16 protein-coding genes, 2 tRNA genes and 1 pseudogene are annotated in these 22142 nt (G+C 64.9%); 18 read left to right on the forward strand and 1 reads right to left on the reverse strand.

From position 1 onward, the window contains the following. Positions 1-62: 62 nt before the first annotated feature. The 7 genes from OEX18_10330 (at position 63) to OEX18_10360 (ending at position 8710) form a co-directional block, all read left to right on the forward strand. A complete protein-coding gene (locus tag OEX18_10330; protein MDH4337656.1) occupies positions 63-1604 on the forward strand; it encodes a MarR family transcriptional regulator in 1542 nt (513 codons plus the stop codon). 216 nt (positions 1605-1820) lie between these two features. Continuing rightward, entirely contained in the window at positions 1821-2525 is a 705-nt protein-coding gene (locus tag OEX18_10335) for a hypothetical protein (protein MDH4337657.1), read from the forward strand. Positions 2526-2674: 149 nt separating this feature from the next. Next, complete coding sequence (gene glmM / locus OEX18_10340; protein MDH4337658.1) at positions 2675-4036, forward strand: phosphoglucosamine mutase; 1362 nt, start codon at positions 2675-2677, stop codon at positions 4034-4036. Positions 4037-4075: 39 nt separating this feature from the next. After that, entirely contained in the window at positions 4076-5908 is a 1833-nt protein-coding gene (glmS, locus tag OEX18_10345; GenBank protein ID MDH4337659.1) for a glutamine--fructose-6-phosphate transaminase (isomerizing), read from the forward strand. Between the two features lie 50 nt (positions 5909-5958). After that, a complete protein-coding gene (locus OEX18_10350) occupies positions 5959-6354 on the forward strand; it encodes a RidA family protein (protein ID MDH4337660.1) in 396 nt (131 codons plus the stop codon). A gap of 155 nt (positions 6355-6509) precedes the next feature. After that, a complete protein-coding gene (locus OEX18_10355; protein ID MDH4337661.1) occupies positions 6510-7481 on the forward strand; it encodes a metallophosphoesterase in 972 nt (323 codons plus the stop codon). Beyond that, a complete protein-coding gene (locus OEX18_10360; GenBank protein ID MDH4337662.1) occupies positions 7478-8710 on the forward strand; it encodes a hypothetical protein in 1233 nt (410 codons plus the stop codon). The genes OEX18_10355 and OEX18_10360 overlap by 4 nt, the downstream gene beginning before the upstream one ends. Positions 8711-8716: 6 nt before the next feature. Here OEX18_10360 and OEX18_10365 read toward each other — a convergent pair whose 3' ends face one another. Continuing rightward, positions 8717-9835: a T9SS type A sorting domain-containing protein gene (locus tag OEX18_10365; protein MDH4337663.1), complete on the reverse strand. Its 1119-nt coding sequence runs from the start codon at positions 9833-9835 to the stop codon at positions 8717-8719. 425 nt (positions 9836-10260) lie between these two features. On the opposite strand from OEX18_10365, the gene OEX18_10370 reads away from it, so the two are divergent. From OEX18_10370 to dnaJ, 11 genes and pseudogenes are all read left to right on the forward strand, one after another. After that, positions 10261-12024 (forward strand): T9SS type A sorting domain-containing protein, encoded by a 1764-nt coding sequence (locus tag OEX18_10370; GenBank protein MDH4337664.1) that lies wholly within the window; start codon positions 10261-10263, stop codon positions 12022-12024. Positions 12025-12362: 338 nt separating this feature from the next. Beyond that, positions 12363-12437: transfer RNA gene (locus OEX18_10375), tRNA-Asn, on the forward strand. A 158-nt stretch (positions 12438-12595) separates the two neighbouring features. Then, positions 12596-12690: transfer RNA gene (locus tag OEX18_10380), tRNA-Sec, on the forward strand. Between the two features lie 49 nt (positions 12691-12739). Next, positions 12740-13456 (forward strand): DUF5683 domain-containing protein, encoded by a 717-nt coding sequence (locus OEX18_10385; protein MDH4337665.1) that lies wholly within the window; start codon positions 12740-12742, stop codon positions 13454-13456. Between the two features lie 4 nt (positions 13457-13460). After that, the gene (gene lepA, locus OEX18_10390) at positions 13461-15272 is read left to right on the forward strand and encodes a translation elongation factor 4 (GenBank protein MDH4337666.1); all 1812 of its coding nucleotides are present in this window, start codon (positions 13461-13463) and stop codon (positions 15270-15272) included. Then, positions 15273-15872 (forward strand): signal peptidase I, encoded by a 600-nt coding sequence (gene lepB / locus OEX18_10395; GenBank protein MDH4337667.1) that lies wholly within the window; start codon positions 15273-15275, stop codon positions 15870-15872. Positions 15873-15992: 120 nt separating this feature from the next. Beyond that, positions 15993-17105 (forward strand): coproporphyrinogen III oxidase family protein, encoded by a 1113-nt coding sequence (locus OEX18_10400; protein ID MDH4337668.1) that lies wholly within the window; start codon positions 15993-15995, stop codon positions 17103-17105. Continuing rightward, positions 17099-18127, forward strand: coding sequence for a heat-inducible transcriptional repressor HrcA (hrcA, locus tag OEX18_10405; GenBank protein ID MDH4337669.1), 1029 nt, complete (start codon positions 17099-17101; stop codon positions 18125-18127). Before OEX18_10400 ends, hrcA begins: the two co-directional genes overlap by 7 nt. Positions 18128-18156: 29 nt before the next feature. Beyond that, a complete protein-coding gene (locus tag OEX18_10410; protein MDH4337670.1) occupies positions 18157-18888 on the forward strand; it encodes a nucleotide exchange factor GrpE in 732 nt (243 codons plus the stop codon). 120 nt (positions 18889-19008) lie between these two features. Continuing rightward, a pseudogene (gene dnaK, locus OEX18_10415) lies at positions 19009-20805 on the forward strand (molecular chaperone DnaK). A gap of 193 nt (positions 20806-20998) precedes the next feature. Then, positions 20999-22126, forward strand: a complete 1128-nt coding sequence (gene dnaJ / locus OEX18_10420; GenBank protein MDH4337671.1) for a molecular chaperone DnaJ — start codon at positions 20999-21001, stop codon at positions 22124-22126. The last annotated feature ends 16 nt before the right edge of the window (positions 22127-22142 follow it).

Here is a 22142-nt window from a genome sequence, read left to right on the forward strand (position 1 = left end):
TATACTGCCCGCTCGTTATGTGCGCGAAGAAGGCCGACTCCAAGCGCGCTCCTGCAACGGGAGTGCGACGCGGGGTACTCACCCCGCTCCTTTTCGATGCCGCCGTCGTTCTTCTGACGCTCGTCTGCTTCTGGCCGCTCACCCGTTTTTACTTTGCGCAGGACGACTTCATCCTGCTGGAACAGGCGTCGCATGGCTTCGCCTCCGCGGTGGGGACGTTTTTTGAAGCCCGTCCCGGACAGTTCCGCCCGCTGACCAAGGGGCTCTATTTCCTCGTGACCTGGCCGCTGCTGGGATTGAACCCGGTGGCGTTCCACGTGCTTTCCATTCTGCTGCATGCCGCCAACGCCATCCTGGTTGCGGTGCTGTTGCGGCGCATGGGGATCTCCGCGGCGGTGAGCCGTTTCGTGGCGGCGCTGTTCGCATTCAACGTGGGCTACCTGGAGGCGGTGGCGTGGGTGTCGTGCGTGCAGCAGCTGATCGGTTGCGGGTTCATGCTGCTGTCGCTGATCTACGGAATCGACGCGCTCGAAGGCGGGAGCGTGCGGCGCCGGGTGGCGTCGTCGCTGGCGCTGGTGCTCGCGCTGGCGAGTTACGAACAGACGCTGGCCGCGCCGCTGGTGCTGCTGGCATGGAGCGCGATGCGCCGCGGCGCGCGCGCCACCGTCGCCACCGCCCGCGCCCGGCTGTGGGAGCAGCCCGTGATCCTGGTGCTCTACCTGCTGTTCACGCTGGGGGTACGCGGCGTGCCGGATTCCGGCCCCTACGCCATGGGGTTGGGCACGCACGTGCTCAGCAACCTGCGCGAGTACACCGGGCTGGCCTACGCGCTGTGGGTCGTCTTTCCCGCGTACGGTCTGCCGGCCGGGTTCACCGCGTCGCACGCGGTGCTGATCGCCGTTGCGGGGTATCTATTATACCGGCGCCGCTTCGCCGAACTCGCGTTCGGGCTGGGAACATTCCTCGCGCTGCTCGCGCCGGTGCTGTTCGTGCGCGATCACACGCATTCGTTTCACCTCTATGTCCCCGCCATCGGCCTGTGGTTTCTGGCCGCGGTTACGGTGGACGACCTGCTGGCGCGGGTTCGCGCGGGGTCGGAGCGCACGGTGCACGCCGCGCTCGCGCTGATGGCCGTCCTGGTGTGCGTGGTGTCGAGCGTGTCGGTGCGGGCCAACACCACCGCCATCGTGGATGAGTCCTTCCAGATGCCGCGCAGTTTCGTGCTGCGCCGCGCCATGCTCGCAGGACGGATGCGCGACGACATACTCGCGCGCTCGGCGCTGCGCGGCCAACCGGGACGCATGGTGCTGGTCTACCCCTACCCCGAGATCCTGGCCAACTGGCGCAACGTGCACGCCGCACTCGGACAGGGCAGCGCGATCCGGCTCTTCCTGGAGAGCCCCGATCTCGACGTGCTGTTCGTGCCCCCCGCGGAACCGCCGCCGTCCGACGATCCCGGCATCGAAGTGATGATCTACACCGAACTCGGCCGGTGCTACACGGCGGCGGAGGTGAAGGATGCGCAGCGCCGCCGGGCGCTGCTGGAGGGGGGGCGCTCGGCGGCCCCCGCGGACACCACCCGCGTCGCGCCACCGGCCGATTGACGGGTTTGTCATTGGAGGCCGCGCGCCAGCGTGGTACAATCCCGCCATCGTCGGCCCGGGGGCCGGCGCGAAACGCAGCCGTGAGTTTCTCCACACACTGGGGGAGTGTAGTCGGCTGCGTTCTTGTTTTGTGGGCAGGGGCCGAGGCTTTCGGTATTCCGGGAGGCAACGGTTTGTTCTGATTCTCGAACCAGGTGCTCTTGAAGGAGGCCTCTAATGCGCAAACTGTCAATTCTGCTTCTGATGATTGTGTTTACCGCGCTGCCGCTGCTGGCGGTGGCGCAGCCGGTGACCGGCACATACGTGTCGCCTAATCGCGGCGGCAACGTGTTCGTGGGGCGTTCGTCCGTCGCCCGTCCCACGGTGAACTCCGGTTTCCCCAAGGTCTTCCACGGTCAGTCGTGGAATGGCGCGACACTGGGAACGCAGTGGGAGATGTCCTGCGGCATCGAGGCCGTGGGACAGGCCCCGGACTACTCGCAGTTCAACCAGGTGACGGGAACCGGGTTCATCACCTACCACCAGACGTTCAACGGGGGCTCGCTGACCATCTACCCGGACGCCAACGTGGGTTGGGGCTCGGGTACCGCGACGCTCAACGTCACCCAGGTGACCTCGCAGGTGTTCCTGCAGAATTTCGTTCCCATCTCCTCCAGTTTCACCGCGTACACGTCGGGCAATTTTGACAACAGCGCCTGTTCGCTGGAGTTCGCATTCGGGAACGGATTCGGCGTGGGCGAGACCCCGTACGCCGCCAAGCCGGCCGACTACCCGGCGTTCCTCGCCGCGGACTGCTCGCCGGCGGACGCCGCGCACCAGTTCGGCGTGTGGGGGGACACCAACGACATCGTTCTGAACATCTACTGCCCGGTTCCCACCGAGCAGTCCACCTGGGGTCACGTCAAGTCGATCTATCGTTAGCCGTTAGGCAGACGGAAACAGCCTTGCATCGGCGCCGGTCCTTCGGGACCGGCGCCTTTTTTCAAGTTGGCGGCTTGCCCGGGACGCGCCTATATTCGGGCATCGCGGGACGGGGCCGCCCGTTGCGGCCACCGACTCCTCGCCCAATCATGGCCAAAAAGCTCCTCTTCTCTGTGGCCGGCGCGCGCGGCATCGTCGGCGAGACGATCGATGTCGACGTCGTCACCCGTCTGACGCTGGCCTATTGTTCGACGCTTCCGGACGGTCCCGTGGTGGTGGGTCGCGACACGCGGCCCAGCGGGGAATCGTTCGCGCACGCGGTGATGGGCGCGGTGACCGCGACCGGGCGTGACGTCATCCACCTGGGTATCGCCACCACGCCGACGGTGGAACTCATCACCGAACGCACCGACGCCGTTGCTGGCATCATCGTCACCGCGAGCCACAATCCCATCCAGTGGAACGCGCTCAAGTTCCTCGATCACCGCGGCATCTTCATTACCAAAGACATCAGCGAGAAGCTGCTCGCCACTTTCGAGTCCGGGGCGTTCAAGCTCGCCGACGGCGAGAGCACGGGGCAGATTCGCGAGTACCGCACCGCCGCGCAGGAACACGTCGAGGCCATTCGCGGCCTGGTCTTCGTCGACGCGGAGATGATCCGCGCACGCCGCTTCACAGTGGTGCTCGATTGCATCAACGGCGCGGGCAGTGTGATCGCCCCCCAGTTGCTCGACGTGCTGGGTGTGCGCGTCATTCAATTGAACTGCGTTCCCGACGGGAACTTCTATCGCGACCCGGAACCGCGTCCCGACAACCTGGCCGACCTGGTGGAGTGCGTTCGCAAGAGCAACGCGGACCTCGGCTTTGCGACCGATCCGGATGCCGATCGTCTCGCGCTGGTCACCGGTGGCACAGGCGCGCAGCCGATCAGCGAGGAGTACACGCTTGCGCTGGCCGTGGATGAAGTGCTGAGCACGCGCAAGGGAAACGTCGTGGTCAACCTCTCCACCTCGGGCTGGATCGATCACGTGGCGCGGTTGCACGGGGTCACGGTGGCGCGGACCCCGGTGGGCGAGGCGCACGTGGTGGACCGCATGCTGCGCGACGGCGCCGTGGTGGGTGGTGAGGGCAACGGCGGGGTGATCCTGCCGGCGCTGCACCCGGGGCGCGACGCCATGCTGGGGATGGCATTGATATTGCAGCTCTTAGCCGACCGTGGCGCGACCCTCGCGGAGATCGTCGCCGGCTACCCGCCCCTCTTGATGTCCAAGGCCAAGGTGCCCCTGGCGGGTACCTTCAAGCCGGATCGGATTTCGGATGCGCTGCGGCTCAACAATCCTGTTACACTCGACTCACAAGACGGTGTCAAGGCGACATTTGCGGACGGGTGGCTGCACCTTCGGGTATCGAACACCGAAGGCATCGTCCGTGTGATCGCGGAAGGTCCGGACGCCGGGAGGGTAGAGGCCCTCCAGAAGATCGCGCGCAAGGCGCTCGCCGCCTCGTGGTGATTCTTCGCAATCGGCGGACGGGAACGGAGGATTTGACCCATGTGTGGAATCATCGGCTATATCGGCGACAACCCGGCCATGCCCATCCTGTTGGAGGGGCTCAAGCGCCTCGAATACCGCGGCTACGACTCGGCGGGCGTGGCCATGCTGGAGAACAGCACCCTCACCGTCGAGAAGACCAAGGGAAAGATCTCCGAGCTCGAGGGCCTGGTGAACGGCCGCAAGTGGAAGGCCACCGTGGGCATGGCGCACACGCGCTGGGCGACGCACGGCGAGCCCAACACCGAGAACGCCCACCCGCATACCGATTGCAACGGTGAGCTGGCCGTCGTCCACAACGGCATCATCGAGAACTTCACCGCACTCAAGCAGCGCCTTCTCAAGGAAGGCCACAACTTCGTCACCCAGACCGACACCGAGGTGATCGCGCACCTCATCGAGAAGTTCTACACCGAAGGAACACCGCTGGAAGAAGCGGTGCGCAAGACGGTGCTGCAGCTGGAGGGCACCTACGGGCTCGTCATCCTCAGCAAGCGCGAGCCCGACAAGATCATCGGTGTGCGCAACGGCTCGCCGCTCATCATCGGCATCGCCAAGAGCGAGAACTTCCTCGCCTCCGACGTGTCTGCCATTCTCAAGCACACCCAGAAGGTCATCTACCTGGACGACCACGAGATGGTCACGGTGTACCGCGACCACTTCGTCACCAAGACACTCGACAACGTGACCACCAACAAAGAGGTCCACTCGGTCGACTGGGACCTGGAGATGATCGAGAAGGGCGGCTTCGATCACTTCATGCTCAAGGAGATCTACGAGCAGCCCGAGACCATCACCAACGGCATGCGCGGGCGCCTGGTCTACGACGAAGGCATCGCCAAGCTCGGCGGTCTCAACATGACCGACAACGAGCTGCGCGAGATCCGCCGCATCATGATCCTCGGCTGCGGCACCAGCTGGCACGCGGGCCTGATTGGCGAGTACATCATCGAGGAGCACGCCCGCATCCCGGTGGAGGTGGAGTACGCCTCCGAGTTCCGCTACCGCAACCCCATCATCGACCCGGGCACGCTCACCCTGGCCATCAGCCAGAGCGGCGAGACCATCGACACGCTGGAAGCCATGCGCGAGGCGCGCCGGCGGGGTTCGCGCGTGCTGGGTATTTCCAACGTGGTGGGCTCGACCATCGCCCGCGAGTCCGACGGCGGCGTGTACATCCACGCCGGCCCGGAGATTGGCGTCGCCTCCACCAAGGCGTTCACCTCGCAGATCACCGTGCTGTCGCTGCTCGCACTATTGCTGGGACGCCTGCGCGTGATGTCCAAGCGCGAGGGGCAGGAGCAGATCGAGCACCTGCAGCGCCTGCCCGAGCAGGTCAAACAGATCCTCGACCAGAACGATCAAATCCTGGAAATCGCGAAGGTGTACTCGGAAGACACCAACTTCCTGTACCTGGGACGGGGTGCGAATTTCCCGGTGGCGCTCGAGGGTGCGCTGAAGCTCAAGGAGATCTCGTACATCCACGCCGAGGGTTACCCGGCCGCCGAGATGAAGCACGGCCCCATTGCGCTCATCGACAAGAATATGCCGGTGGTGGTGATGTGCCCGCGCGACAATGCCTACCACAAGATCCTCGGCAACATCGCCGAGGTGAAGGCGCGCAAAGGGCGCATCATCGTGATCTGCAACGAGGGCGACGCGGAGGTGGCGGAGATGGCGGACCACGTGATCACCATTCCGCGCACGCTCGACTTCCTGTACCCGATTCTGACCGTGCTGCCGTTGCAGTTGCTGGCCTACCACATTGCCGTGCTGCGCGGCTGCGACGTGGATCAGCCGCGCAACCTGGCCAAGAGTGTGACGGTCGAGTAGCGCCGCCCGTTGCTGCGGCGCTGGTTCGACCACAGAAGAAGGAGTGACCCATGAAATCTCCCCTGCATTCCGTCCACGCCCCCAAGCCCATCGGACCCTACAGCCAGGCGATGCGCGCGGGGGACTTCGTGTTCATCTCCGGGCAGATCGGTATCGACCCCGCGTCGGGCAAGATAAAGGGCAAAACCGCCGCGGAGCAGGCCGACCAGGTGCTGAAGAACCTGCGCGCCATCCTCACCGCGGCCGGGCTCACCCCCGAGCACGTGGTCAAGACCACCATCTTTCTGGCCAACATGGATGACTTTGGCGCGGTGAACGAGGTCTACGGCGACATGTTCCACGAAGACCCGCCGGCGCGTTCTACCATGCAGGCGGCGCGCCTTCCCATGGATGCGCTCGTGGAGATCGACGTGATCGCCATGCGCCGCCCGGTGACGTCGCCCTGATAGAGGAGTGGAGAATCAGGTTTCTTGAGCCGGAAAAGGGGCCGCGTCTTCAGGACGCGGCCCTTTTTTTGACGCCGCGCGCACCTCTTGAAGAAACGAAATCGTGATGCTATACTGGTTCCCATAACAACAGGCGCTGGAGCCGCCAAGCACGTATGAGCACGATTGGGCAGCCGGGTGATACCCGGCTGTTGGATTATGTAGACCCTGCGCGCACGCGGTCCTGCCCGGCGCGCTGCGCGTTCCCCCCATCCTTTCGAATTCCTCTCCTGGCGCTGGTCGCCCTGGCGGGACTGTGCTTTGCACCCGCCGCGCGGGCGGATATCACCATCTTCGTCATCGCCGACACGCACTACGGTTTCGTCGCGGACTCAACCGAGCAGAACCAGTTGCGCGCGGTGCGCGCGCTTCCGGGCACGCCGTACCCGGCGTCGATCGGGGGCGTGGTGGCAACGCCGGACGCGGTGTTCGTGCTCGGTGACCTGGTAGAGGACGCGGCGTCGCCAGTCCAGTTCTTTACCGACTATTCCGGTAACGGCTGCACGGGCGGGGTGCCGTGGCCGGTCTATGAGTGCGACGGCAACCACGACCGCCAGCCGGTGCGGGACATGATCGTCCAGCGCCACGGCGATCTCCTCTACAACGTCGATATCGGAGGCGTTCGTTTTCAGAGTCTGAGCGATCTGCCTTCGGTAGCAAGTATCGCCACCGTGAACGCGAGTCTGTCGGGGCTGCCGGCGGGAACTCCCGTCATTCTCTTTCACCACCGGCCCGTGAGCGCGCCCACCGGCTACATCTCGGAGTGGGATCCGCTGGCGGTCGATGCCTATCGCGGCATGCTCGCCGGAAAGAACGTGATCGCGATCATGTTCGGGCACGACCACTATTCGCGGCACTACGTCTGGGAGGGGTACGACACCTATACGCCTGGTTCGGTGCGGCAGGCGCCTACCACGGCGTATCCGGAGTCGTTCGTCGTGATCCGCATCACGCCCACGACGCTGAGTGCGGCGAGCTGGATATTCGGGTGGGACGCGGTCAACAACACGCTGGTCTGGGCGGGCGGCAAGTGGGGATGGACCCACCAGAAGACCGTCGCGTTGAACACCCCGGTGGTGGCGCAGTGAATACAGCCTGTCGCACGAGCAGCGGGCGGGGAACGGGGAAGGCGGCCCGCGCAATAGCGGTGATGCTGGCCGCGCTGTTCGCGGTCATGCAGGCGGCGCCAGCCGCCGCGCGCGAGACGGTGCAGTACTTCAGCGGAGGCGGGAAGCTGGTATGTCCGTGTTTTGTGGCGGGCGACCAGATCGCCGTGGTCTTCAACGCTCCCGCTTCAGCGTATCCAATCGAAATCACGGGTGTGAGCGTCGTGTGGGCGGCGCAGTTTGGCGTCAGAGGCGCGTTTACGGAGCGTGCCGTCCGCCTCTATCTGGGCACCCCGCCCAGCCTGGGCGTCCCGGCGTACTCGATCGATTTGCCGACGTTGAACGCAGGGACCACCAACGAGTTCGCAGTGGGGCCGATACGCGTCGACGCGGGAAGCTTCACCGTGGCGCTGGAACTGGCAAACAGCAACGCGGGCATGATCTTCAGTCCCAGCGTGGTGCACGATGGCAACGGTTGCCATGCGGGGAGGAACTTCGTCAACTCGGGTGGCGTATGGCAGGATGCCCGTGCAATCGGGTTCACCGGCGACTGGGAGTTCCTGGTTTCATACCGGTCCCTCGTGCCACCGGCGCTCAGCGCCGCGCCCGCGGCGGTGAGCCTGGTGGACGTCCCGCTCAACACCACCGCGTGTGCCACGGTCGTCCTCGCCAACAGCGGGGTGGACACGCTCACGATCCGCGGTATCGCCGGTTGCGGCACCGTGACGTTTGCGATCGATTCCTCGATGACGTCTCACCGGCTGCCACCGGGTGGACAGACCACGCTCGGCATCTGCGCGACACCGCACACGGTTGCTCCCGCAAATTGCAGTGTGCAGGTTTTCCACGATCGCGGGGGATCACCCATGACGATTCCGGTTTCGTGCCGTCCAACGACCAGCGTAACTGTCGTTCGGCAGCCTACGAGTCACCAGTTTCGCCTGAAGGGTGTCGTCCCGAATCCGTTCAATCCGCAGACGTCGGTCAACTTCGAGTTGCCGTCCGCGATGACGGTCACCGCCGAAGTGTGGTCGGTCAAGGGCGCCCGGGTTCGCACACTGGTGCGCGATATGGCGTTTCCCGAGGGGGACAACTCGATCCGGTGGGATGGGCGCAATGCCAACGGTCGCCCGGTGTCGTCCGGGGTCTACCTGATTCGCATCCGTACCCGCGCCGGCGACCTGGTGGCCCGCGCCGTGCTTCTCGAGTAGCGCCGCCTACTTCAGCAGCGTCATCTTCTTTGATATCGTGCGCCGGTCCGCGGTGAGGGAGTAGATATATATCCCCGACGACACCGGCTGGCCGGCCTCATCCCGGCCGTTCCATGTGAGCGCGTGGCGCCCCTCGGCCAGTTCTCCCTCGTGCAGCGTGGTTACCAGTCTGCCTTGCACGTCGTATACCCGCACCACCACGCGTGAGCCCCGGTCCAGGGAAAACGGGATCTGTGTGGAGGGATTGAACGGGTTGGGCGCGTTCTGCCCCAGTTCGAGCGGAATCCCGGGGGTCGAAACCGTGATCGGTACCGAGCGGATCTCGCTGCCGTCCTCGCGCGTGGCGCCGAGCACGTACTCGTAGGATGTGGCGTTGCGCGCCCCGCCGTCCACGAACTCGCGCGTGTTTGCGGATAGAAGCTCGTCCACGATGTCCGCCTCCGGCTCGTTCCCCTCGCTTCGATAGATGCGATAACCCTGCACAACCTCGTCCGTCTCCACCTCCCAGGAGAGACGAACACCGTCTTTTTCCGCATTCGCGTCGAAAGACGTGAACAGCACCGCCACCGTGGTGATGGTGACGGCCTTTTCCGCGGAGAAGGCGCTGAGGACGCCCGCATAGTTGCGCGCGCGAAGCGCCACGTAGTTCACGCCGGGAGGAAGCGAGCACGCGCTGGCGCTGGAACCGCTTCCCGCGTTCACCGCCACGTCGTAGTACGCCGCCTCGCCCGACGCCACCGAACGAACGCCGGCGTAGAGCACGTAGCCCACCACGGTGGGGTCGCCGCTCGGAATCCAGGAGGCAAGCGCGCAGCCGGCACCGTCGGGGACCACGGACGCGAGCAGCGGCGGCGGCGGTGGAGCGAGATCGGCCGTCTCGAAGGAGGCGATGTCGCCGTCGATTGCCTCGAAGGTGTAATCCAGGGATCCGGTCTCCGAAGAGGCGATGGTCTGGCGCGATACACCGTTGAGCTGTGCGTCGTAGGCCACGTTGGGCGGCGCGTTGAAGGCGATGATGCGTACGGGGCGAGCGCCCGCGGAATCCGGAAAGGTGGTTACGATCAGGAGCGGGAGCACGGGTGCAAGGCATGCGGCGGCGTTGCCGCTTCGAGCGACTCGGTGCACGGAGGTCTCCTTCCGCGGGGCACACGAGTCGGGGGATCCGCGCGGCCACGCCCGGGGCGATGTTGTTGAAAGCATCGTCGCGAGGGGCAGTCGCGAATGCGTCCAATAACGGGCCTGGGTGGCCGGGGCACAATGGGTGTTTGCTGGGCACGGATTGGGGGCGAGGCCGATCAGTACTTGCAAGCACGTAACTTTGATCGGACCGATCAGTGCGGATACCAGCCTGACCGCGCACGTGCTGCCGCCGGGTGGAGCAACACAATTCACCGGCTGTTCCCATCCATCGTAGTTCAGTAACGGAGCGTCTTTTCTCTTGTTCAACGCGATCAGCTGCGGACGCGCCGTCGGCTACTCCACCCGGATCCGTCCTGCTCTGGTACAATCATTACTGCCGGAAGAGACCCCCCATTCGCGAAAGGAACATCATGAGTATTCGCAGCATTCTCATGCCTTTGCTGTTCGTTGCCCTCTGCAGCCTGGGCCCGCTGACCGCCCGCGCGGGCTACCCGGGCGGCCCCTCCATCAACATGCCGGTCACCACCGGTCATTACCCGGCCGGAACGAACCGGACGACCGTGGTCTCCGACGGCACGGGCGGCGCCTTTGTCGCCTGGGAAGACTGGTCCTCCTCCCCGGACGTCGATATCTATATCCAGAAACTGGACAACTGCGGCAACCGGCTGTGGTCGCCACTCAACGGAAAGGCCGTGACCATGTGGACGGGTGACCAGGGCCAGCCGCAGCTGGCATCGGACGGCGCGGGCGGCGTGACCATCCTGTGGACCGATTACCGAAACGGTGCCAGCGACCCGAAAGTCTACTTCGATTGGATCATGGGCAACGGAAATCTGCTGTCAGGGGGTTCCGGCTTCCCGGTGTGCGACAACCCCGGCGGGCAGTACCTCGAAGACGTGCTCCCCAAGCCGACGAGCTTCCTCGGCACCCCGCCAAGAACCGTCGTCGTGTGGAACGACGAACGCAGTGACCCCGGTGATCTCTATCTCCAGGTCATGGATGGCGCCGGCGATGCCGGCCTCGACCCGGTCGGCGTTCCGGTTTCTCTCGCAGCCAACGTGCAGAGATCTGCGAGCATGGCGGAAATCGGAACCGGTGGCATCGTGATCGCGTGGCGAGATTTCCGGCCCACGTCGGGTGTGGCCGGAAGCGCCGTCTACGCACAGCGCTTCAACGGCAGTTCGATGAACTGGGCCACGGACGGTATCATCGTCGCGCCCACGATGGGCACGACCCAGCAGAACATCAGCGTGGTGTCCAGCCTCGACAACCACGCCGTCATCGTCTGGATGGGCTTCGACAATCTGTCCGTGCCCGCCGTGTACGCGCAGCGCCTGGATCAGAATGGTACGCCGCAGTGGGGCGCCGGCGTGCGGGTGTCGGACCCGGCGGGTTACGGAACGTGGCCCATCGCGACCTCCGACGGCGCCGGTGGCGTGTACATCGCGTGGCTGGTGGACAGCCAGGCGCACATCCAGGCGCAGCGCATCGACGCCAGCGGGAATGCCCTCTGGGGCGGAAGTTCCTATGGCGTGCCGGTGATGACGGTGGCCAACGTCAGCGGTGGCGCGTACCTCAACTGGTCCGACCTCGTGCGCACCAGCACCGGCGTGATCGTTTCGTGGAGCGACGACCGCGCCCTGCCGCCGTACACCAACGTCTACGCGCAACATCTCTCTTCGGTCACGGGAGACATCTGGGCGGACTGGCCCGACCAGGGTGCGCGCATCTGCAGCCATTTTTCGTACGCACCCCGAGCGGTCACAGACACGTCGAACGGCGCCGTAATCGTCTGGCAGGACCAGCGCAACGATCCGCCCGATGAGGACATCTACGCGCAGGGCGTAAACGCGGACGGCTCGCTCGGCGACGGTGCAACCGGCGTGAGGGGTGGGCCGCTGCTCGGTCCGGCGCTGATCAACTCGCCCAATCCTTTTGCGTCCAGCACGCGGATCACGTTCACACTCTCCGGTGATGGTCCTGCCACCGTCGACGTGTTCGACGTCGCCGGACGGCGCGTGTTCACGGAACGTCGCGCGGGCGTCCGTGGCGAGAACAACTACTGGTTCCGGGGCCTGAGTGATGAGGGCTCGCCGCTGCCCACCGGCACGTACTTCTACCGGGTCACCAGCGCCCGCTCCACCGCGACCGGCCGGATGACGGTGGTGCGCTAGACCGGCTCACTGCGCGTTCATGTAGACCAACAATGAGGAGAGGGTCGGCAACGCCGACCCTCTCCAACCTGAATCAACTTGATGACAGCCGCTTCAAATCACTTGAGGAGCATCATCTTTCGCGTCATTTTCACCTTTCCTGCACGCAGCTCATAGAAGTACAGGGCCCGATGCGACCGGGTTTCCACGGTCGTCCGTTCCATCCCACAGCGCGCGCTGCGCGCCGGGTCCCGTAGACCGGTCCGCAAGGGTGCGGACCCGCGATCCATCGGGCGCGTACACACGCAAGGTCACGTGAGTAGGCGCGTGCACGTAACTTGCTGTAGAATATCATCCACTGCGGGGTAGTTGAGTGGCACAACGCCGCACTGTTAATGCGGATATCGGAGGTTCGAATCCTCCCCCCGCAGCCACTCCCTCCCCGGGGAAATCCCCTTGGCCCGCAATCTGTTAGCCCTCCGGGCGGGCCCGAATTCTCCGCTTCTACGGTCGTCCGCCCGTCTGTTATATTCCAGCGTGCCGAACGTGCCCGAAAGGGCACCTCGTTTATGGGCCGGGATCGGCCGCCCGGGGGAATGGATGGGCCCTGGTGGACCCCGGGGACTTCAAATCCCTTTGTCGGGCGATGCCGTCCGAGGTGGGTTCGATTCCCACACATTCCCGCCACTCTGTCCTGCACGAGCGATGCGTTCCGGCGTCCCCGTGGATTGAACGAGTGCCATTGCAAAGACAGATCGTCGTCATCTGGGTGATCGCAGCGCTCATGGCAGCAACCGGGGCGGCCGGGCCTGCGCCGAGCCGCGCACAGGCCGCGGCCACGGATACCACCGCGGTGCGCGCCGATACCACGGCCGCGGCTCCGGTGGACTCGCTACGCTCGATCACGGTGACCGATTCGCTGGGGATTCCGGGAACCCTCAAGGGTAAGAGCGACTACGATCCGGTGGAGATGAAGGAAATTCTCGGGCGCATGGGCTCGAGCGAAGTCGAGGGCCGCACCACGTGGGAGCGCAAGAAGAACCCGCGCACGGCCATGATCTGCTCCATGTTGCTGCCCGGGCTGGGGCAGACGTACAATGGACGGCGCCTCAAGGTGGGGTTGATGGTGGGGTTCACGTCGTTCTACGCGGGACGAATGATCCTCAACTGGAAGAACTACGAGGCCTACACGGTGGAGCGGGACCAGTATACGCCGGGATCGTTCAACTACCGGCAGGCGGACCAGCTGGCGGCTTTCTACAAGGAAGAGGCGCGCACCTACATGTGGTGGACCGGTGCCGTGTGGTTGATCGGCATCCTGGACTCGTGGATCGACGCGCACCTCTACGACGTGCGCGAGTACACGCCACCACCGCCGCCCGATGCGGGTGTTCCGCACACCGGTGGCGAAGTGAGTTACCTGACACTGGGGTTTGGACTATCGTTCAAGTGAGATCATGACGTTTCCGCAGGATCGCATTCGAAACTTCTGCATCATCGCGCACATCGACCATGGCAAGTCGACGCTGGCCGATCGCTTGCTGGAGAAGACCGGCACGCTCACCAACAAGGAGATGCGTGCCCAGGTGCTCGACACCATGGACCTCGAGCGCGAGCGGGGCATTACCATCAAGAGCCATCCCATCCGCATGGTCTACCGCGCGCGGGACGGCAGGGATTACCTCTTCAATCTCATCGACACGCCGGGTCACGTCGATTTCACTTACGAAGTCTCGCGCAGCCTCGCGGCCTGCGACGGCGCCATCCTGGTGGTGGACGCGGTGCAGGGCATCCAGGCCCAGACGGTCTCCAACGTCTACCTCGCGGTGGATCACGGCCTGGAACTGCTGCCGGTCATCAACAAGATCGACCTGCCCGCGGCGCGCGTCGACGAAGTGGCCGAGGAGATCCACGAGTTGATCGGCGCGGAGCCCGAGGAGATCGTGCGCGTGAGCGCCCGCGAGGGCACCGGCGTCGAGGACCTGCTGGAAGCGGTGGTGGCGCGGGTCCCGGCGCCGGTGGGCGACCGCGACGGGAAACTGCAGGGCCTCGTGTTCGACTCGTTTTACGACACCTACCGCGGCTCGGTGATCTACGTCAGCATCAAGCAGGGGCGCCTGCGCAAGGGCGACCTGGTGCGCATGTGGTCCAACGGCAAGACCTTCGAGACCATGGAGGTGGGGTACTTCCGCATCAGCATGGTGCCGGCGCCGGTGCTGGAGGCGGGCGAGGTGGGCTACGTGGTCACCGGGATCAAGGACATCCACGACACCAAGGTGGGCGACACCATCACCCTGGACGCGAATCCCTGTGAGGCGCAACTCCCCGGCTACCATGACGTAAAACCCATGGTGTTCAGCGGCCTCTACCCGGTGGACGCAGAGGACTACGAGGAATTGCGCGACGCCCTGGAGAAGCTGCGCATGAACGACGCCTCGTTCATCTTCGAGCCGGAGACGTCCACCGCGCTGGGGTTCGGCTTCCGCTGCGGCTTCCTGGGCCTCTTGCACATGGAGATCATCCAGGAGCGGCTGGAGCGCGAGTACAATCTCAATTTGATAACCACCATGCCCAACGTGGAGTACATCGTGCGCCAGAAGAACGGCGAGGAGATCGTGGTGGACAATCCCGCCCACTTCCCGGCGGAGGGCAAGATCGAGCATGTGCGCGAGCCCTACGTGAAGGTGGAGATCGTGACACCTTCGGACTACGTGGGCGCCATCATGTCGCTCAACCAGGAGCGCCGCGGTGTATACCTGGGCATGGAGTACGTGACTCGGGGCCGGGCGGTGCTGCGCTACGACATGCCGCTGGCCGAGATCCTGATCGACTACTATGATAAGCTGAAGAGCCTCAGCAGGGGCTACGCGAGCCTCGACTACGACTACATCGGGCATCGCGAGAGCGACGTGGTGCGGCTGGACATCGCCATCAACGGCGACCCGGTGGACGCGCTCTCGATGATCGTCCACCAGGAGAACGCGTACATGATGGGCCGGGATCTTGCTTCCAAGCTCAAGGAGGTCATCCCGCGCCAGATGTACGAAGTGGCCATCCAGGCCTGCATGGGTTCCAAGGTGATCTCGCGCACCAACGTGAAGGCGCTGCGCAAGAACGTCACCGCCAAGTGCTACGGCGGCGATATCACTCGCAAGCGCAAGCTCCTCGAGAAACAGAAGGAGGGCAAGCGCCGTATGAAGATGGTCGGCAAGGTGGAGATTCCACAGGAAGCCTTTCTCGCGGTCCTCAAAGTGGAGAGAACGAGCTAAATGGCAAAGAAGCAGAAGAAATCAGTCATTCGCGAGTACACCGAAATCATCGTGCTCGCGGTGGCCCTGGCCCTGTTCGTGCGCACGTTCTTCGTGCAGGCCTTTCGCATCCCGTCGGAGTCCATGGAAGACACGCTGCTGGTGGGTGACTTCCTCTTTGCCAACAAGCTCGTCTACGGTCCCAAGCTGCCCCTGCTCGACGTCCGCCTGCCGGCCATTCGCGACCCGAAGCCGGGCGACATCATCATATTCAAGTACCCGGGTGACGAGAAGATCGACTACATCAAGCGCTGTGTCGCGGTGGAAGGGCAGACGGTGGAACTGGTGGACAACCACCTGTACGTCGACGGGATCCTCCAGGACGAGGACTTCACCAAGTACGTGTTCGGTTCGCGCCCGGATCGCCACTTCGGCCCCTTCACGGTGCCGGAAGGGCACATATTCATGATGGGCGACAACCGGGACAACAGTGCGGACAGCCGCGCCTGGGGACCGCTGGACAAGCGGCTGATCATGGGCAAGGCGATGTTCATCTATTTCTCCTGGAATCCGCGCTCGCACACGATTCGCTTCTCGCGCATCGGCGACATCATTCGTTGAAAGTCGAGGGTGCGCGCGACACCGCTCCTCCGCTCATGGTCCTCGCGCGAAACATTTGAAATCGCGCTGCGGAAATCGCGTCGGATCGGTGTCACGCGCGCCCGCCGCCCGGTCAAACACATGAAACAACTCTCGCTTTACATCCATGTTCCGTTCTGCACGCGGCGGTGCTCGTACTGCTCGTTCTATCACGTTCCGGCGGAGAAGAGCCGCGAGGAGGCGTTCACCGGCGCGCTGCTGGACGAGATGCGCTTTGCGCTCGACGACCTCGGCGAGCGTTTCGAGCTGCGCACGGTGTTCGTGGGCGGGGGAACGCCGACCGTTCTCGGCGACGCGTGCTGGACGCGCATCGTGGAGACCATCGCGCCGTTCTTTCCCGCGGGCGGGCCCGCCGAGTTCACCGTGGAGATGAACCCCGAGGACGTCGAGCCGGCACGGGTGGCGTTCCTGAGGGGGCTGGGCGTCAATCGGGCCAGCCTGGGTGTGCAGTCCATGCATCCGGTGGGGCAGAAGGTGCTCAAGCGTTGCGCCCCGGAAGTAAACGCGCGCGCCATCGAGATCGTGCGCGGGAGTTTTGACAACGTGAGTTTCGACGTTCTGCTGGGTGTGCCGAAGACCACGCCGGCGGATCTCGACGCGACCCTGCGGACGCTGCTGGCGCAGCAGCCGCGGCACCTCTCCGTGTACGGCCTGGAGCCCGGCGGGGACATGTCGCACGAGGTGGAGCGCTTCTTCGAGGCGGTTGACCCGGACCGCGTTGCTGATGAATACTTGAGGGTGTGCGAGACGTTGCGTGCCGGGGGGTTCCGGCACTACGAGGTCTCGAACTTCGCCCGCCCCGGATTCGAGTCCCTCCACAACCGGACCTACTGGGATGGTGGGGATTACCTGGGGGTGGGACCGGCCGCGCACTCCGCGCTGGGCGGACGGCGCTTCTGGAACGAACCGTCGCTCGACGCCTACCTGCGGCGCTCGGGCCGGGAACACCTGGCGGCCCGTGTGCGCGACGACGCCGGCGGCGGGGCCATCGAGCGGGTGATGCTGGCGCTGCGCACCGACCGGGGCGCCCCGGCGGAGTGGCTGGATGCCGCGCGCGTGGGCGAGTTTGCCGCCGGGGGTTTCGTTGAAATGCGCGACGGGCGGGTGTTCAGCACCGAGCGCGGTTTCCTGATCCTGAATGACCTGGTGCTCCGTCTTGCGGAGCCCGCAGCCACAAACGAACCGACATGTTGATCGAGAAGGATCGCGAAATACTCCGCACCATCATCGAGGTGTACGTCAGCGAGGGCGACCCCGTCAGCTCGCGGCGCGTGCGCGATGCGGGGCGCTTTGCCATGAGCACCGCCACCATCCGCAACCGCATGGCGGTACTGGAGCGCGAAGGGTTGATCGCCAAGGCGCACGTGTCCTCCGGGCGCATCCCCACCGACGAGGGCTATCGCCTCCACGTCGACGAACTGCAAGCCGAGCGCACCCTCGCGGCGGGTGAGGCGCTTCCCGCGGTACGGGAGGAACTGCGTGCCGAGGGCGACAACATCAGCGCGCTCATGCTGCACACCTCGCAAATGCTGGGTGCGATGTCGCGCAACGTGGCCCTGGTCTACGGCGCCGTGGTGCAGGAGTGCCGCGTGGGCGGGGTGCGCTTGTTCCAACTCAACGGCGGGCGTCTGCTGGTGGTGGTGCGGCTGGTGCCGGACTACGAGCGCACGGTGGCCCTGCGCCTGGGCCGCGAGCCGTCGCCCGAGACCGTGTCGGCCGTGGAGGGGCTGCTCAACCGCCTGGTGGGCGGGATGAGCCTGGACGGCGCCCGCGCCGCACTGGGCGAGCTGGTGCGCGACAATGTCACCGACGAGGGGATCGTTGTGCGCGAGATCACGTCGCGGCGCGAAGAAATTTTTTCCGGGCCGCCGGCGGTTGAGATGTGTTTCGAGGCGCGCGGGCGCATGCTCGACCAGCCCGAGCTCTCCGATCCGCGAACCCTGCATCTCCTGTTACGAATCTTGCACAACCGCGACTATTTGACTTCGATTCTCGCCAGCCGCCCCCTCGACCGGACCCAGGTGACCATCGGGGTCGAGCACGGGGATGAGTCCCTGAGGCCGTTCAGCCTCGTTACGGCCGGATATCGCATGGGCGCGGCGCGGGGGGTTGTTGGTCTCATGGGGCCGACGAGGATGCGATACGACCATGCGATTTCGCTGGTCGGATCCGTATCACGAGAACTGCGCGCCATCGGCGAAGAGTTCTTTCAGTAGGCAACTGTTTCCCGAACCGGGGAGTTCTGATGGACGAGAAGGAACGGCAGAATCAGACCCAGATCGACGCCGCCTCGGACGACGACGAAGATCGTGAGCCCCCGGTGTACGACCTCGACGTCGAGCCCGACGACGACGGCGACGACGCGTTCGCCCCGGATGACACGGACGACGAGGCCGAAGCGCGATCGGGGGCCGGAGGAGATGCCGGCGCCGCGCGCGCGAGCCGCCGCGTGTCGCGCAAGGAGATCCTGGATCGATTCCAGGAGAAGAACGAGGTCATCGCAAGACTGACCCGCGATAAGAACCGCCTCGAAAAGGAGGCGGCAGATCTTGCCGAGCAGGCCAGGGACCACAAGGACCGCTGGCTGCGTACGGCCGCCGAGTTTGAAAACTACCGCAAGCGTTCCGCCAGGGAATGGGAATTGCTTAAGCAGCAATCAAAGTCCGAAGTCATCCTCGAGGTGCTCAATTCGCTGGACGACTTCGAGCGGGCGTTTGCAGTGGTGGCGGGGGCCGAAGAGAGCGAGTTTGTTCAGGGTATTCGGTTGATTTATAACAACTTGCTCTCAGGCCTGCAAAAACTCGGGGTAACCGAGCTCGAAGCCCTCCACCAACCCTTCGACCCGAACGTCCACATGGCGGTCGGGCAGATCCAGACCGACGAGGCTCCATCCGGCCACGTCGCCGAGGTCCTCGAGAAGGGTTACTCCCTCAACGGAGTCCTCATTCGTCCCGCCCGGGTCATCGTTGCAAAGTAGCAGCGGGACTCATTGAGATTTCGAGTTTTGCACGGCGCGCCGTGCGGCGTCTCCCATGCTGGAATGCCGCACCGGCGCGACCCGTGCGGGGTTGGATATCACGCGCGCAAGGAGCCGGAGATGTCGAAGGTAATCGGGATCGATCTCGGAACCACGAACTCGTGCATCGCCTACATCGAGGATGCCAGTCCGTCCGTCGTGACCACGCCCGAAGGGCTGCGCACGACGCCATCGGTGGTGGCATTCGCCAAGAACGGCGAGCGGCTGGTGGGACACATCGCCAAGCGGCAGGCGATCACCAATCCCACCCAGACCATCTACTCGGTAAAGCGTTTCATGGGCGCGCGCCTCGACGAAGTCAAGGAAGAGGCGGGCCGCGTATCCTATCAGGTGCAGGCGGGCAAGAACGGTGAGGTGCTGCTCAACGTCAAGGGGCAGACCTTCCGTCCGGAAGAGATAGCCGCCATGATCCTGCAGACCCTGAAGACCACGGCGGAGGAATTCCTGGGCGAGACGGTGGAAAAGGCCGTCATTACCGTGCCCGCGTACTTCAACGACGCGCAGCGCCAGGCCACCAAGGATGCGGGTCGCATCGCCGGCCTCGACGTCCTGCGCATCATCAACGAGCCCACCGCGGCGGCGCTCGCCTACGGCCTCGACAAGGAAAGGAACAACGGCGTTGTGGCCGTGTACGACCTTGGCGGCGGCACGTTCGATATTTCGATCCTCGAGCTGAGCGACGGCGTCTTCCAGGTCAAGTCGACCTCCGGCGATACCCACCTGGGCGGCGACGACTTCGACCGCGTCATCATGGACTGGGTGTGCGAGGAGTTCGAGTCCCAGAGCGGCGTGGACATCCGTCAGGACAAGATGGCCATGCAGCGCGTGCGCGACGCGTCCGAGAAGGCCAAGATCGAGCTGTCGACTACGCTGGAGACCACCATCAACCTGCCGTTCCTGGCCGCGGACGACGGCGGTCCCAAGCATCTCGAACTGCAGTTGACGCGCGCCAAGCTCGAGAACCTCGTGGAGCCGCTGATCCGCAAGACCATCGACCCGTGCCGCCAGGCACTGCACGACGCGGGCATCAGCACCACGCAGATCCAGAAGGTAATCGTGGTGGGCGGCATGACGCGCATGCCGGCGGTTCGTGAATCGGTGAAGAAGTTCTTCAATCAGGACCCGCAGAAGGGCGTCGACCCGGACGAAGTGGTTGCCAAGGGCGCGGCCATCCAGGGCGGCGTGCTCACCGGCCAGGTGGAAGAGGTTATCCTGCTCGACGTGACCCCGCTGTCGCTCGGCATCGAGACACTGGGCGGCGTGATGACCCGGCTCATCCAGAGGAACACCACCGTGCCGACGCGCAAGACACAGATCTTCTCCACGGCATCCGACAACCAACCCGCGGTGAGCGTGCACGTGCTGCAGGGTGAGCGCGAGTTGTCCAAGGACAACCGCACGCTGGGCCGCTTCGACCTGGTGGGGATTCCGCCGGCGCCGCGCGGCGTGCCGCAGGTGGAGGTCACCTTCGACATCGACGCCAACGGCATCGTCAAGGTGTCGGCCAAGGATCTGGGCACCGGCCGCCAGCAGGAAATCGCCATCAAGGTGGCGAGCGGACTCTCCGAGAAGGAGATCCAGAAAATGGTGGAGGACGCCGAGAAGCACGCGGAAGAAGACCAGGTCAAACGCAAGGTGCAGGAGGTCGTCAATCAGGCCGACATTCTGCTGTACTCCACCGAGGCGACGCTCAAGGACTACGCCGAGCGCTTCTCCTCGCAGGACCTCGAGCAGATCAAGTCCGCCATGGTCGACGTCCGGGTGGTGCGCAATGCAGACGAACGGGACCTGGAAGCCATCCGCCAGGCCACGGCCAATCTGCAGACGATCATGCACCGCTTTGCCGAACTCATGTACAGCGCCCCGGAGGGCGGCGGCAGCGTCGAATAGACCGGAAGTTTCTTGAGTCGCCCTGCGGCCGCGGTAACGAACCCGGCGGCGGGACGAAGCCAGCGCACGCGCCCGGGCCTTCCCGGGCGCGTGTGCGTTTGGTTGTGGCCGTGAAATTGTCCCTGACGCGATGGTTGACCGTGGGCTATATTCCCCCGCGATGAGCAAGCGAGACTACTACGAGGTTCTGGGCGTCCAGCGCGGGGCGAGCAAGGACGAGATCAAGAAGGCGTACCGCAAGCTCGCATTCCAGTACCACCCCGACAAGAACCCCGGCAACAAAGAGGCGGAGGACAAGTTCAAGGAAGCCACCGAGGCCTACGAGGTCCTCAGCGACGAAGAGCGCCGCCGCATCTACGACCAGGTGGGCCATGCGGGCATGGGCCGCGGTGCGGGTGCGGGCAGCCCGTTCGGGGGCGGATTCGGCGGGGGTTTCGAGGGCTTCGATCTCTCCGACGCGCTGCGCGCGTTCATGCGCGAGTTCGGCGGCTTCGAGGGCGGCTTCGGCGGCGCGGCCGGTGGTGGCGCCACACGCTCCCGCAAAGGCCGGGATCTGCAGGTGCGTGTGCACCTGAGTCTGGAGGAGATTGCGAAGGGCGTCGAGAAGCAGATCCGGGTGACGCGGCTGGTGGACTGCGAGACCTGCCATGGCAGCGGCGCAAAGGACGGCTCGACGCCGGCCACCTGCCAGACGTGTTCGGGCACCGGGCAGATCAAGCAGGTCCAGCGCACCATCCTGGGACAGTTCATCAATGTGGTGGAGTGCAGCGCGTGCGACGGCGAGGGCACCATCATCCGGGACCGCTGCCACGACTGCAACGGCACCGGTACCGTTCGCGGGTCGGAGACGGTGAAGGTCAAGATTCCCCCCGGCGTGGTGAGCGGCAACTACATCACCGTACGCGGACACGGCGACGCAGCCGGGCGCGGTGGCCGTAACGGCGACCTCTATGTGGTGATCGAAGAGGAAGAGGACGGTCGTTTCGTGCGCCACGACAACGACGTGCTGATCGACATCCCCCTGACCTACACCCAGCTCACCCTGGGGACCAAACTCGAGGTGCCCACGCTGGAGGGCAAGGTGCTGCTGCGGGTCCCCGCGGGCACACCATCGCACAAGATCCTGCGGCTCAAGGGCAAGGGCATTCCGAGGCTCAACGGACACGGGCGCGGCGACCAGCTGGTGCGCGTGATCGCCTGGGTGCCGAACAAGGTTTCGAAGAAGGAAGAGGAAATCCTCAAGGAACTCGAGAAGGCCCTCTCCGATCGGGCCCCGCGAGTCGACTGACCGAAGCTCCACCCGG

It is taken from the genome of Candidatus Krumholzibacteriia bacterium, assembly GCA_029865265.1.
Lineage (GTDB): Bacteria > Krumholzibacteriota > Krumholzibacteriia > WVZY01 > JAKEHA01 > JAKEHA01.

Excerpts from the sequence above, each read along its gene's own strand:
- hrcA (MDH4337669.1), top strand. The coding sequence starts at position 17,099 with ATGTTGATCGAGAAGGATCGCGAAATACTCCGCACCATCATCGAGGTG.
- OEX18_10355 (MDH4337661.1), top strand. The coding sequence starts at position 6,510 with ATGAGCACGATTGGGCAGCCGGGTGATACCCGGCTGTTGGATTATGTA.
- OEX18_10400 (MDH4337668.1), top strand. The coding sequence starts at position 15,993 with ATGAAACAACTCTCGCTTTACATCCATGTTCCGTTCTGCACGCGGCGG.
- glmM (MDH4337658.1), top strand. The coding sequence starts at position 2,675 with ATGGCCAAAAAGCTCCTCTTCTCTGTGGCCGGCGCGCGCGGCATCGTC.
- lepA (MDH4337666.1), top strand. The coding sequence starts at position 13,461 with ATGACGTTTCCGCAGGATCGCATTCGAAACTTCTGCATCATCGCGCAC.
- OEX18_10350 (MDH4337660.1), top strand. The coding sequence starts at position 5,959 with ATGAAATCTCCCCTGCATTCCGTCCACGCCCCCAAGCCCATCGGACCC.
- OEX18_10335 (MDH4337657.1), top strand. The coding sequence starts at position 1,821 with ATGCGCAAACTGTCAATTCTGCTTCTGATGATTGTGTTTACCGCGCTG.
- lepB (MDH4337667.1), top strand. The coding sequence starts at position 15,273 with ATGGCAAAGAAGCAGAAGAAATCAGTCATTCGCGAGTACACCGAAATC.
- OEX18_10370 (MDH4337664.1), top strand. The coding sequence starts at position 10,261 with ATGAGTATTCGCAGCATTCTCATGCCTTTGCTGTTCGTTGCCCTCTGC.
- glmS (MDH4337659.1), top strand. The coding sequence starts at position 4,076 with ATGTGTGGAATCATCGGCTATATCGGCGACAACCCGGCCATGCCCATC.
- OEX18_10410 (MDH4337670.1), top strand. The coding sequence starts at position 18,157 with ATGGACGAGAAGGAACGGCAGAATCAGACCCAGATCGACGCCGCCTCG.
- dnaJ (MDH4337671.1), top strand. The coding sequence starts at position 20,999 with ATGAGCAAGCGAGACTACTACGAGGTTCTGGGCGTCCAGCGCGGGGCG.